Annotated in this window: 12 protein-coding genes; all 12 read right to left on the bottom strand. The window is 73.4% G+C overall.

What is annotated here, in order from left to right; translation table 11 throughout:
• Positions 1-8: 8 nt before the first annotated feature.
• A complete protein-coding gene (locus ACLU3S_RS17110) occupies positions 9-215 on the bottom strand; it encodes a hypothetical protein (protein WP_413952727.1) in 207 nt (68 codons plus the stop codon).
• Complete coding sequence (locus ACLU3S_RS17115) at positions 193-2,064, bottom strand: carbamoyltransferase (RefSeq protein WP_413952728.1); 1,872 nt, start codon at positions 2,062-2,064, stop codon at positions 193-195. Before ACLU3S_RS17115 ends, ACLU3S_RS17110 begins: the two co-directional genes overlap by 23 nt.
• A gap of 1 nt (position 2,065) precedes the next feature.
• Positions 2,066-2,317: a hypothetical protein gene (locus ACLU3S_RS17120; RefSeq protein WP_413952729.1), complete on the bottom strand. Its 252-nt coding sequence runs from the start codon at positions 2,315-2,317 to the stop codon at positions 2,066-2,068.
• A 12-nt stretch (positions 2,318-2,329) separates the two neighbouring features.
• Positions 2,330-3,247, bottom strand: a complete 918-nt coding sequence (locus tag ACLU3S_RS17125) for an SGNH/GDSL hydrolase family protein (RefSeq protein ID WP_413952730.1) — start codon at positions 3,245-3,247, stop codon at positions 2,330-2,332.
• 44 nt (positions 3,248-3,291) lie between these two features.
• Complete coding sequence (locus tag ACLU3S_RS17130) at positions 3,292-4,251, bottom strand: NAD(P)/FAD-dependent oxidoreductase (protein ID WP_413952731.1); 960 nt, start codon at positions 4,249-4,251, stop codon at positions 3,292-3,294.
• 3 nt (positions 4,252-4,254) lie between these two features.
• On the bottom strand, positions 4,255-5,538 hold the full coding sequence (locus ACLU3S_RS17135) for an MFS transporter (protein WP_413952732.1): 1,284 nt from the start codon (positions 5,536-5,538) through the stop codon (positions 4,255-4,257).
• Entirely contained in the window at positions 5,531-6,433 is a 903-nt protein-coding gene (locus ACLU3S_RS17140) for a phytanoyl-CoA dioxygenase family protein (protein WP_413952733.1), read from the bottom strand. Before ACLU3S_RS17140 ends, ACLU3S_RS17135 begins: the two co-directional genes overlap by 8 nt.
• Before the next feature lie 31 nt (positions 6,434-6,464).
• The gene (locus ACLU3S_RS17145) at positions 6,465-8,327 is read right to left on the bottom strand and encodes a carbamoyltransferase C-terminal domain-containing protein (protein ID WP_413952734.1); all 1,863 of its coding nucleotides are present in this window, start codon (positions 8,325-8,327) and stop codon (positions 6,465-6,467) included.
• A gap of 111 nt (positions 8,328-8,438) precedes the next feature.
• Complete coding sequence (locus tag ACLU3S_RS17150; protein WP_413952735.1) at positions 8,439-9,905, bottom strand: radical SAM protein; 1,467 nt, start codon at positions 9,903-9,905, stop codon at positions 8,439-8,441.
• Between the two features lie 317 nt (positions 9,906-10,222).
• On the bottom strand, positions 10,223-10,390 hold the full coding sequence (locus tag ACLU3S_RS17155; protein ID WP_413952736.1) for a hypothetical protein: 168 nt from the start codon (positions 10,388-10,390) through the stop codon (positions 10,223-10,225).
• A 385-nt stretch (positions 10,391-10,775) separates the two neighbouring features.
• Positions 10,776-11,378, bottom strand: a complete 603-nt coding sequence (locus ACLU3S_RS17160) for a GNAT family N-acetyltransferase (protein ID WP_413952737.1) — start codon at positions 11,376-11,378, stop codon at positions 10,776-10,778.
• A gap of 118 nt (positions 11,379-11,496) precedes the next feature.
• Positions 11,497-12,516: a cytochrome c oxidase assembly protein gene (locus ACLU3S_RS17165; RefSeq protein WP_413952738.1), complete on the bottom strand. Its 1,020-nt coding sequence runs from the start codon at positions 12,514-12,516 to the stop codon at positions 11,497-11,499.
• Positions 12,517-12,669: the final 153 nt, after the last annotated feature.

Below are 12,669 nucleotides of genomic sequence, written 5' to 3' on the forward strand. Positions count from 1 at the left end.
ACGCCCCGTCAGCGCGTCCGGCGGAAGACGGGCGGACGGCTCGGGCGGGGCGGACGGCTCGGGCGGGCCAGATAGCTCGTACGATGCGTCTCCCAGGAGCGGCGCAGGGGATCGCGCACCGCCCGCACGCACAGCCCGGCCGGGGTGAGCACCCCGAAGTACAGCGCGGCCAGGCCCAGGTGCCGCAGCCGGTCAGTCCATCGGGATCGCGGCACGCCAGTCGCCCTCCTCCCGCCACACGGGCTGATCCCGTTTGACCAGCAGGAAGTCGCCCAGGACCAGCAGGTCGATCCGAGTGCGCATGAAGCAGGCGTACGCCTGCGCGGCGTCGCACACGATCGGCTCCCCGCGCACGTTGAACGAGGTGTTCACCAGCACCGGGCATCCCGTGCGGTCCCGGAAGGCGGTCAGCAGGGCGTGGAACCGCGGGTTGTGCTCGGCGGTCACCGTCTGCACCCGCGCCGAGCCGTCGACGTGGGTGACCGCCGGGATCGTCGAGCGCGGCACCCGCAGCAGGTTCGTACCCGTCGTGTCCCCGGTGGGGCACCGCAGCCGCCTGGCCGCGGCGACCTGCGCGGTCAGGAGCATGTACGGACTCTCCTGCGCCAGGTCGAACCAGTCCTTGGCGTCCTCGGCGAGCACCGCCGGTGCGAACGGCCGGAAGGACTCGCGGAACTTGGTCTTGAGGTTGAGCGTGGACTGCATGCCGGGATCGCGCGGGTCGGCGAGGATCGACCGGTTGCCCAGCGCCCGCGGCCCGAACTCCATCCGTCCCTGGAACCAGCCCACCACCCGGCCCGCCGCCAGCTCCGCCGAGACGCGTTCCGCCAGCTCCCGCTCCGGCAGCCGTACGGCCCGGTACCCCCGCCGGGTCAGGAACTCCTCGATCTCCCGCTCCGAGCAGCCGGGGCCGAGCAGCGCCCCCGCCATCGCGTCGGTGCCCCGCTCCACGTGAGCGCGGGGTGCTCCCCGGCCGTGCGACTCGGCCAGGGCCGCGCCGAGCGCCCCGCCCGCGTCCCCGGCGGCCGGCTGGACCCACAGCTCGTCGCAGACTCCGTCCGCCACAAGCCGGCCGTTGGCCACGCAGTTGAGCGCCACGCCGCCCGCCAGGCACAGCCGTCGTTCCCCGGTGCGCTCCAGTGCCGTCCGGGCCAGCCGCAGCAGCACCTCCTCGGTCACCTGCTGCACGGAGGCCGCCAGGTCGAACTCGCGCTCGGTCAGCGGCCCTTCGGGCGTTCTGCGCGGCCCGCCGAACAGTTCCTCGAAAGCCTGGCCGACCATGGTCCGCCCGTACTGGAAGGTGAAGTACCGCAGGTCGAGGCGGAAGGAGCCGTCCGCCTTGACGTCGATCAGGCGCTCCCGGATGAGCGTGGCGTAGCGGGGCGTCCCGTAGGGGGCGAGGCCCATCAGCTTGTACTCGCCGGAGTCGACCTTGAAGCCGCAGAAGTAGGTGAACGCCGAGTACAGCATGCCGAGCGAGTGCGGGAAGCGCAGGTGCGCCAGCGGGACCAGTTCGGTGCCGCGGCCGTGCCACAGCGTCGTCGTCTCCCACTCGCCGACGCCGTCGACGCACAGCACGGCCGCCGACGGGTACGGACTCGGGAAGAACGCCGACGCGGCGTGCGAGGCGTGGTGCCGGTGCGCCACCACCGGTGGCAGGCGCCGCCCGGGCGCCAGGTTTCGCAGCCGCGCCCGTACGTCGTCCAGGGCGCGCCGCTTCCAGCCGGCCCACTCGGGGAACGCCCGGCGAAACACCGGGAACCCGCGCGGGGCCGTGGCCAGCCAGGTCGCCAGCACCCGGCGGAACTTCAGCGCCGGGTCCTCGTAGAAGGCCACGGCCGCCAGCTCGTCGAGACGGAGCCCGGCCTCACGCAAGCAGGAGGCGACGGCGTGAGCGGGAAACCCGGGATCGTGGCGGCGCCGGGTGAACCGCTCCTCCTGCGCCGCCGCGAGCGGGACGCCGTCGGCCACCAGGGCCGCCGCGCTGTCGTGGTAGTACGCGGAGACGCCCAGGACCGGGCCCTGCGGCCCGCCCGTGGACGCGCCACCCCTGGCGATCCTCATGTCAGAACAGGGGGTAGACGGAGGCGTCGTCCTCGGGCTGCGGCCGCAGCCCGGACGGCGGGGGCGCAGGCGCGTCCGGCGGGAGGCTCGGGGAGGGGCCGGGCCGGTCCCCGCGCCGCAGCCAGGAGGCGAACCGGCGGACGGCCGTCGCGGGCGCCGTGCGGGCGTCGTCGTGCGCCGTGGAGGCATCGTGGTCTGCCGGGCGAGCGACGCCGTGCGCCGTGCGGGCGTCGTCGTGCGTCGGATCGGGCATCGAGGGCTCCCCTCACACCAGGTCGAGGCGGTCCGCCAGCTGCCGGGCCACGAGGTCGTACCCCAGGTCGGTGCAGTGCACGCGGTCGATGAACAGCCAGTCCTCGGGGCCGGCGGCCTCCGCCAGCGCCACGTTCATGTCCAGGAACGGCACGTTCAGCCGGGCGCATCCGGCCGCCAGCCGGTCCGCGTAGGCACGGCCCACCGCCATGGTGGAGATGTCGTTGTGGAACCGGCGGAAGTTGGAGACCTCGTCGAGCTCCTCGAAGAGCAGCTGCTCGCGGGGCAGCGGCTTCTCGCGCACCCAGGGGGCGAGCGGCTGGAGCACGAAGGTCAGCCGGGCACCGAGGCCGTCCGCGAGCGTCTTCCACCCGCCGAGGTGCCGGATGGTCAGCTCGGCGGCGTGTGCGACCCGCTGGTCCGGCGGCGGTACGACGTCGGGGGCGGGCCCGCAGTCGAAGAACGCGCCGTGCCGCCCCTGCTTCTCCTCCGGCAGCCGGCTCAGCACCAGGTTGTTGACCCCGGAGAGCAGCACGATGTCCTCGACGGGCGGCAGTTCGTGCAGGAACAGGGTGAACAGCAGCAGCTCCTGGGCCGAGTTGTGGCTCTGCCCGGCGATGTTCAGCCAGGGCAGCCGGGGCGCGTGGGCATTCCACAGGCGTGCGGTGACGGTGGCCGCGTCACCGGTGGCGCCGACGCCGAAGACGGCCGAGCTGCCCGCGAGCACGCGCGCCGGGCCGTCGGGGCGGTCGTCGCCGACCGTCGCCCGGAGCCCGTCCGGGCCCGGTGTGACCCGGAAGCCGTGCCGGTCGGTGGTGTAGACGGGGGTCTTCTCGTTGCCGTACTGGAAGTAGCCCAGGTAGGGCTGGTCCTCCAGGAAGAAGGTGTAGTGCTCCATGTGCGGGGTGAACTCGGCGCGGGGCGACGTCATCGCGAAGGGGCTCCCGGGGCGTGAGTGGGTTCGGCGGCGTGTGCTCAGCGGTCCGGCGTCGGGGGCGGCGGCTCGGGCAGGGAGCCGGGGCGGTCCTCCCGGATCAGGTCGGCGTTGATGGCCATGCCCGCCAGCCCGCCGCTGGCTGCGGCCATCGCGGCCTGCTGCATGTTCCTGCCGAGGTCACCGGCCACGTACAGCCGGTGCAGGCTGGTCCGGCCGCGCTCGTCGGTCTGGACGGACTCCAGGTCCGGCGCCTCGAGCCAGGGCCGCAGCGGGGCGATTCGGGGCTCGATGTCCAGGTGCAGGAACATCGCCCCGAAGCGCGCGGTCCGGCCGCCGGCGAACAGCACCTCCAGCCCCTCGGGATGCCGCCTCAGCTCCACCACCTGGTCGGTGACGACCGGCACCCCGGCCGCGGTGAGCCGGTCCCGTTCGTCCCGGGGCAGCTCGCGCCGGTCGGTGAGATAGGTGAGGGTGTCGGACCACACCGTCAGCGTCGCGGCCAGACACTCGCTGGGCACAGCGCCGCCGTACACGGCGAAACTGCGGTCGCGCACCTCCCAGGCGTGGCAGTACGGGCACTCGAAGACCGCCGTGCCCCACAGGTCCGCCAGGCCCGGGACGGGTGGCAGGACCGAGCGGACCCCGGCCGCGTACAGCAGGGTGCGGGCGCGGAAGGTGCCGGACTCCTTGGTGGCGACCACCACGCGGTCGCCGTCGGGTTCGGCCGAGACCACCTCGTCGTCGCGGAACGTCACGTCGTACGCCGCGAGTTGCGCGCGGGAACGGGCCCGGAAGTCCGCGATCGTCGCGCCGTCGTTGGTGAGGACGTTGTGCATGACCCCCGCCGCCATGTTGCGGGCGTCGCCCGAGTCGATCAGCAGCACCCGGCGCCGCGAACGGCCCAGGTACAGCGCCCCGCCCAGGCCGGCCGGGCCGCCTCCGACGATCACCGTGTCGTACAGCTGGGTGTCCGGCTGTGTGTCCGGCTGCGTGTCCAATGGTCACCCCTTGTCGAGTAGGTCGCTGTGCACGGGCTGGGCGGCGGGTGCGGGCGGATCGTGCCGCAGGGGCGCGAGCAGGAGCAGCGCGCCGACGGCCAGGACGGTGCCGCACACCGTGAACACCGCGGGCACGGAGAGCGCTTCGGCGAGCAGGCCGCCGAGCGTCGCGCCGACCGGCATGGAGCCCCAGGAGCACAGCCGGGACACGCTCATCACCCGGCCTTGCAGGTGCTCCGGCGTGAGCCGCTGACGCAGCGACATCACGGGGATGTTCCAGCCCGTCATGAAGACGCCGTTGGCCGCCAACACCAGGGCGGCCAGGACCGGTTGGCGCTGCAGGCCCAGCGCGGCGTACGCGGCCCCGGACGCCACCAGGGACCACCGGGCCAGCCGTACGACGGGCAGCCGGTCGGCGGCCCGGGGCGCCAGCCAGCTGCCGGCGACGGCGCCCAGGGAGCCGGCGGCGAGCAGCAGCCCGTAGCCGGTGCCGTTCAGTCCCAGAGCGCGGTCGCTCAGCAGCACCAGCATCGAGAAGGTCGCCGAGAACACCACGCCGTACAGGGCGCTCGCGGCCAGCGTGAGCCGCAGGGTGCGATGGCCGAGGACGAAGCCGAGACCCGCCCGGACGTCGCGCAGCACTCCGCCGCGCCTCCCGTCCGAGGCGACGGCACGGCCGGGGTGGGCGAGCGGCGCGAGACCGAGGAGCAGCAGCGCGGCCACCGCGTACAGCGCCCCGCCCGCGGCCAGTGCCGCCACGGCGGTCAGGCCGGCGAGCAGGCCCGCCACCGGCGGCCCGACCATCTCGTTGAGCACGATCTGCGCCGCCGACAAGCGCCCGTTGGCCCGCTCCAGCTGCCGCTCGTCGACCAGGCGCGGCAGCATCGCGGGCGCCGCCGTGTCGGCGAGGGTCTCGGCGATGCCCAGCAGGAACGCCAGCGCGTACAGCAGGGCCAGCGGCCGGTCGCCGGCCAGTACGACGGCCGCGCCGAGCAGGGCCGCGCCGCGGACCACGTTGCTGCCGAGCACGATCCGGCGCCGGTCCGTCCGGTCCACGAGGACGCCCGCGGGGAGCGCGAACAGCAGCCAGGGCAGCATGTTGACGGTGGTCAGCCCCGCGACCGCCGCCGGGTCGGGGTGGTGCGTGACCACCAGCAGCGGCAGCAGCGTCCGGGTGATGCCGTCGCCCGCGTTGGAGGCGGCCGTCGAGGCCCACAGCCAGCGGAACGGGCGGCCCAGGTCCGCCCGGCGCGCGCGGCCGGTGCCGGGGCGGGCGGTGTCAGTCAACACCGCTCCCCTCGGACCACGTCCGCAGGCCCAGCAGCCGTTCGCCCAGGGGAGTCAGCGTCGCCGGCCCGTACAGCTCGGCCTCGTTCTTGCGCACCCCGCCCTCGGGCGGATGCGGCGGGATCCGCTCGCGCCAGAACCGCACCCGGGCCTCGCGCAGCGCGGCGTCCCGCTCCCAGGCGGGCGCCATGGTCAGGTACTGGGCCATCCGCACCCGGGACTCGCTCACGTTGGGGTGCACCCCGTGGGGCAGCAGGCTGTTGAAGATGATGAGGTCACCGGGCGCCACCTGGGGCGTGGTGATCGTGCAGCCGGTGATGTCCGGTGTGAACGGGTCGCGGTCGGCGGGCTGGCCGCTCACCCACTTCTCCCAGTCGGTGAAGATCTCCGGCACGCACTGGAAGCCGCCGATCTCCTCGTCGCCCTCGGTCAGCGACAGCACCGCCTGACAGCTCACGGGCAGCGGGTCGGTGGAGGTGTCCACGTCCCAGTGGACGAACCCGTCGAAGGCGCGCGGCCCCCGGTTGGGCGGGTTGACGTTCGCGAAGTCGATGGTCACCCACAGGTCGGTGCGGTCCCAGATGTCGGCGAAGGCCGCGTGCACCCGCGGCGTCTGCCGCACGTCCCACTGCGCCTGGTGGTTGTACATCTCGACCAGTCCGCTGTGGCCCGGCAGCCGGTCGTTGCCCGTGTGCGGCGAGGTCCAGGTCGAGGGGTCGCCGGGGCGCATGTCGAGGAAGGAACACAGACCCTCGGTGAGGGCGGCGACCGTCTCCGGCCCGACGGCCTGACGGACGATCACATAGCCCTGGGTGATCCACTGTTCCCAGTCGGCGGGGGACAGGACGCGCAGCGGCTGCGTCTTGCGGATGTCGCGCAGTTGGATGGCGGCCACGGGCTCTCTCCAGGGTGCTGGACGGGCGGGTTCACTCGACGATCAGGCGGAGTTCGGGCAGCGCCACGGCGTCCAGTTCGGTCTCGGCGAGCAACTCGAGTGCCTCGTCGAGGCGGTTGAGGATGGGCCGCCCGCCGCCGTTGGCGCTGGTGTTGATCAGTACGGGCAGCTCCGTGCGCGCGCCGACGGCGTGGCACAGCCGGTGCAGCAGGGGCTGCGCGTCCGGTCGTACGGTCTGCAGCCGGGCGGTGCCGTCGATGTGCCGTGCCTCGGCGAGCTGCCGGGCCCGGTCGGGCCGCACCCGCACCGCGAACAGCATGGCCTCGGTGTGGTCCAGGGGCCCGGTGAAGTACCGGTCGGCCACCTCCTCCGGGCAGATCGGCGCGACCGGCCGGAACCACTCCCGCTGCTTGATGGTCTGGGACACGTACCTGCGGGCGCCGCTCCAGTGGGCGGAGACCAGCAGCGAGCGGTGGCCCAGCGCCCGCGGGCCGGTCTCGAGGCCGCCCTCCAGCCAGGCCACGCAGGCCCGGCCGGCCAGCAGGTCGGCGACGCTCTCCAGGAACTCCTCGTCGTCGGCGGCGCGCCGCACCGACAGCCCGAGCCCGGCCAGCCGCCCGGCCAGGTCGCCGTCCGCCGTGCCGAGGCCGGCCAGTGGCGGCCCGGCGTAGGCCAGCGGCGCCCATCCCGAGCGGCCGGTCGGCGCCGGCCGGTCGGCCGGGCCGGCGACCGCCAGTGCCGCGCCCAGCGCGATCCCCGAGTCGTCGCAGCAGGTCGGGATGGACACCCGGGTGAACTGGCCGGACTCGGCGAGGCGGCTGTTGGCGGTGATGTTCAGCGCGCAGCCGCCCGCGTAGCAGAGCGTGGAATAGCTCGGGAAGCGGCGGCTGATGCCGGTGACCAGCCGGGTCAGATCCGCCTCGACGGCTTTCTGCAAGGTGGCCGCAAGGTCTCGGCAGACCCGCTCGTCGGGGGAGTTGCCGACGAGGGTGGTACGGCCGTCCGCGGTGCGGATCTCGTCGGGGAAGACCGAGCCGAAGGAGTGCACGACGTCGTCGTCCGAGGAGTCGGCGAGACCCGCGTCCAGATAGCCGCCGCTGCCCGGGTCGTACTCCCACCAGGTGTCGGCGTAGCGCAGCGCGCTGCCGGTCAGCCGGTGCTCGTCGAGCACCTCGTACAGGTCCGGCGACGCGCGCCGCGTGGACTGCGGGACGAGCATGGCGCGCAGCACCGGCAGCAGCCGCGCGTCGGTCTCCCCGGTGGCGGTCAGCCCGAGCAGCTTGCCGGTGTCGAACTGGCTGCCGTGCACGCGCCGGGCGAGGGCCTCGTAGACCAGGCCGAAGCGCGGGCCGGTGCGGTTGGTGAAGGACATCACCGGGGTGAGCTGGTCGCCGTCGCCGAGGCAGACCATGCCGCACTCGGCGTAGTTGCCCGTGCCGTCCAGGGCCAGCACCAGTGCCTTGCGGGCGCCGGAGGTGTAGTAGGCGAGGGCGGCGTGCGCGTAGTGGTGGCGCACCGCGATCAGGGTGATGTCACCGAGCTGCTTGGCCGGCGGCCAGTCCACGGGCTTGATCGCCCGGGTCACCGCGTCGGCGAGGCCCGTGCCGCCGGTGAACGTCCAGCGGGCGTCCTCGTCCACCAGTTCCACCAGCGCCGGCGGCAGCACCTGGCACCGCGGCGTGTACCAGTCGGCCACGGCGATCCGGGTCACCGGGCTCGCCGCCCGGTCCCGCAGCTCCGCCAGCCACTCGGCGGCGGCCCGCGGGAAGTCGCCGTTGCCGCCGCAGACATGGCGGAAGCCCAGGCGGCGCTCGGCCTCGATGACGTGGTAACCGCCCGCGTCGGTGAGCGCGGCACCGGCGTCGTGGCCGAAGTGCATTCCGATCGTTGCCATGGAACCAGTCACCCTTCCTCGGCCCGGACCGCACATCGCGCGGGCCGGGCCGTGGCTCGGCGGACCGCCGCACGCGGGGGCGGGCCGTTGCGGAGATCGTCGGGGCCGGGGTCAGGACAGGGTGGCGAGGCTCTGCGCGTGGTGGCGTTCCAGAAGGCCCTGCACCACCTCGCGCATATAGGCGCAGTAGCCCGGCGACATCACCTGGATGGAGCCGTTCTCCTCCTCCAGCGCGCCCGCGGAGCCACCCGAGCAGGTGCCCTGCAGCTCGCAGCCCTGGCAGCCGGGGCCGTTGGTGTAGGCGCGCATGCCGTAGTCCTGGTAGGCGGGGGAGGAGAAGATGCCGCGCCAGTCGTCGATGCTGCCCAGCTTGCGGGCGGTGGCCTTGCACGCGAAGACGCTGCCGTTGGGCTCGATGGACAGCTGGCGGCCGACCGCCGGGCAGGTCTTGTAGTCGGCCTGCTCCGCCCACTTGGCCTCGTCCACGATCATCTGGAAGGTCTGGTACCAGTAGCCGCTGAGCTGGACGCCGCGCTCGCGGCCGTAGTCGACGGCGGCCAGCAGCCGCTGCGCCACGTCGTGCGGGCTGTGCTTCTGGAAGAACTCCTTGGCCTGGAACGACACGATGACGTCCAGGGCGTCCAGGCCGGCCTCGGCGACGAAGTCGATGAGCGGGGTGCCCCACTTGTCCCAGGTGTACTGGGAGAGCACCGAGGTGATGCTGACCGGGACGCCCGCGGCCTTCATGTCGAGGATCGCCTTGCGCACCACGGCCCACGGGGTGCGCTGCTGCTGGCCGCCGCGGAACTCGCCGGTCTCCGGAACCAGGTAGTCGATGGAGACGGTGGTGTCGACGCGGTGCTCGGCGAGCGCCGCCAGCAGTTCGTCGTCGATGCGGGAGCCGTTGCTGGTCAGGTCGTAGGAGAGGGTGACGCCGTCGTGGCGGTCGCCGAAGGTGCGCAGCACGTGCAGGATGGTGCCGCGCGCCAGGGTGGGCTCGCCGCCGAAGAAGGACACGGTCAGATGGCCGCCGCCGTTGGCCTTGCGCAGGGCGATGGCCTCCTTGACGGTCTTCTCGGCCACCTCGCGGGACATGTGCATCGAGGGGTTGCGGCCCTCGTCCGAGCCGTGGTTCCAGTCGCCCCGGGCGAGCGTGGGGCCCGAGTCCTGGTGGACCGGGGCGGCGGCCTCGCGCGAGCGGCGCAGCTCGACGAGGACCGGGCCGGGTTTGACCGACTCCCCGGAGGTGTTGCGCTCCTCCACGCCGCCGTCGAAGTTGTACGCGAAGCAGCCCTGGCAGGAGAAGTTGCAGGCGTTGGTGAGCACCAGCTGGATGGAGGAGTGGAACACGCCGCTGCTGAGCGCGCTGCGCCGGCTCTCCAGCAGGGCGTCGATCTCCACGGCCTCGTCGTGCCCCGCCTCCACGAGGAAGCGGGCCTCGACGAGGTCGCGCAGGGACACGTCGTCGACCCGCTCCCGCAGCCGTTCCCAGCTGATGCCCGCGGAGGCGTCCCTGAGGAGTTCGAGGATGTCCCGGTCGATCAGCCGCGCATTTCCGAAGAGTGAATGAAAGGCCATGGTTCGCTCGTCACCCGGACAGGAATCCAGCCGGCCTCCGAATGACGTGAAATCCCGGTCGTCCGCGGCGCGCAGAGTACGGACGTAGCGCGACGACTGGTACATCGAATTCTGCATGGCTGAAGACTTCTCCCTGCGTGTCACGAAATCCGGCGCGCATACGACGCGGCTCCGGGCGCGCGGTGCACGGCAGGGCCGCGTGAAATGCGCCCCGGCGCACCACCGTGGGAAACGGGCCAACCGCCGCTGCTCGGCCGGGCCCGCGCGACAGACCGGGGCCCGGCCGGACGGGCGGGGCCCCGGAGGTACCTCAGCCCTTAGGCCGGTTCACACTCTTTCCGCTGCTCAGCGGGGGCCGTGACGGGCTCCGCCTGCTTGCGGACGGGCGTGATGGTGGGCGCGTTGCCCTTGTCCGGCGACACGAACGCGCAGGGACGGGACGACGCGGTGACCGCCGGACGGTCGACCTTCCTGACTTCGGCCATGTGGCCTCCTCAGTGGGTGTGATTCACAACGCGTTCCACTGAATCAGAAGAATGCAACGGTCAATAAGACTTCAACCGGTCATGGTTGGCGGACCACTTCTTCCCGGGTGTTCCGAAGGGTCGGATCGCCCGGTATCCGGCGTGCGCCGCTCCGGTTCGCCGATTCACCTGCATTCCCGCCGCGGCCGCGCGAGGCCGGGCGCAATGCCGCGCGTTCCGGTGATCCCCGCGCGCCGGATGCATTCCGGCCACACGTGGTCGGGTGACCGTCCGCGCCACAAATCGCCGGCTTCGGCCGGCGGCCGATCCGGGCGCCGGCCTCGCGCCAAGTCGTCCGGCCGGCCGCCTGCGGCCCCGGGCCGGTGCGCGCGGGGGCGGCGCCCCCTCACCAGAGCGCGTCGATCTCCCCCGGGTACAGCGGGATGCGGCTGCCGTGGAACGTGGCCTCCGCCCGCCGGGCCGCCGGGCTGAAGAAGTCCGCCATGGTGACCTTGTCGAAGCCGGGCCGGTCGCTCGGGAACGGATCCTGCGGTGTCCCGCCCACCAGCACCGTCCCGGGGAGCGCCCGCCAGCCGGCGCCCTCGTAGAACACCCGCAGCGTCCTGTCGCAGGTGAACAGCCCCAGGTCCAGCCCTCGCCCGATCATCGCTTCCCGGGCCGCCGCCACCAGGCGCCGGCCGTACCCCCGGCCGCGCGACTCCCGCCGGGTCACCACCGTGCTCACGCCGCCGGCCGCATACCGCCCGCCGGCGTGGACGATCTCCTTGAACAGCACGTCCAGCGCGGCCACCACCGTCGCGCCCTCCACGGCCAGCATCGACAACGGCCGCAGGAGCGGATCGTGCACCGGCGCCTGCGGAGGGCCGGCCGGGCCGTCCGCCGACGGCCAGGCCTGTTCCTGCAACTCCCGCACCTGCACGCGCAGCGGGCTCGGGGTGGCTTCTTCCGGGAAGGTCACGATCCGCACCCGCTCATCCTGATCACTCACCGCGCGGACGAAAGGGGTTTTCGCCCGCGACGCGCAGGGGGCATCCTCCGCGTGCCGCGCTCCTTCCGCCGCGCGGACGGCCGCGACCCGTCGGAGAAGCCACGTCACATCCCCACTGTCAGTCCTCCCCGTGCTGGCGGCGAATCCTGGCCGCCACCTCGTTCTCCTCGGTCTCCCACCAGGGCCGTACGCGCTCGGGCCCGGGCTCGGTCCGGCCGGGTTCCGGCGTGCGGGGCGCGGCCGGGGCGAGGTCCCGGTCCAGCCGCCGGTCCAGGGCGGCGGCCTGGACGCGCTCGGCGCGCGCCCACTGCACGAGGATCGCCAACAGGAAGGGCAGCGCGACCAGTTCGGCGATGCTGAGCATCGCACCGCCGCCGAACTGCTGGTCCCGCTGGACGTCCGGCGACCACGACGGGGCGTGGTGGAGGTACCAGGCGCCCGCGATGAGCGTGCCGTGCGTCATCACCACGACGCCGGGCACCGCGTCGACGATCCCGTCGAGGAACACCAGCGCGGCCCGGACCGGATGTGTGCACCACTTCGGCAGCGCCTGCTCATGGGTGAGCACCGGTACGACGAACAGACAGCCGGCCGCCAGCAGGTGCAGGTACATCAGCTCGTGCAGCCAGCCCACGCGCAGGGCCGTGGCGAAGTAGGGCGTGAAATAGACCGTGAGCTCGGTCGCCAGCACCAGTGCCGTACTCACCAGAGGAAACGTGAGCAGCCGCACGAGCCGGCCGGTCATCACGCGCCGCACCCGCCCGGCGGCGCCCCCGGGCAGCGCCTCGACCGCGAGCCGCAGCGGATCGCCGAGGGCCAGCCCGAGGGGTGCGACCAGGTCCAGCAGGACGTTCTGCACCGCGGCCGGCCAGAACAGGACGTGGTCGTAGACGGCGAGCGCCGACATCGTGGCCACCGCGAGCCCGCCGAGGCCGAGCAGCGCGAAGGCGGCGGTACGGCCGGGCGGCCAGGTCCCGCCCGCCCGGCGCAGCCGGAGCAGGCCCCAGCCGTACAGGCCGCCCAGCAGGGCGATCAGCAGGAGCGCGGGCACGTCCAGCTGCCACGACCCCAGCAGCCGTCCGGGCGTCAGCTCCGGCAGGCTCCCGGCCGACGCGACGGCCCTCATACGACCGGACATGGAACAACTGCCTCCTGCTGCACATCAGGGAGCACATCGGACGACACGTGACAGTAGCGGCCGCCGGCTCCGCCGCGCTCGGCAGGGTCGGCCGACGGCGCGGCGCGTGCGGGTGCCGTCCCGGCGCGGAGGGCGCGGACCTGCCGTCGCCGG

Origin of the sequence: Streptomyces sp. AF1A, assembly GCF_047340315.1 — a bacterium.
Classification (GTDB): domain Bacteria; phylum Actinomycetota; class Actinomycetes; order Streptomycetales; family Streptomycetaceae; genus Streptomyces.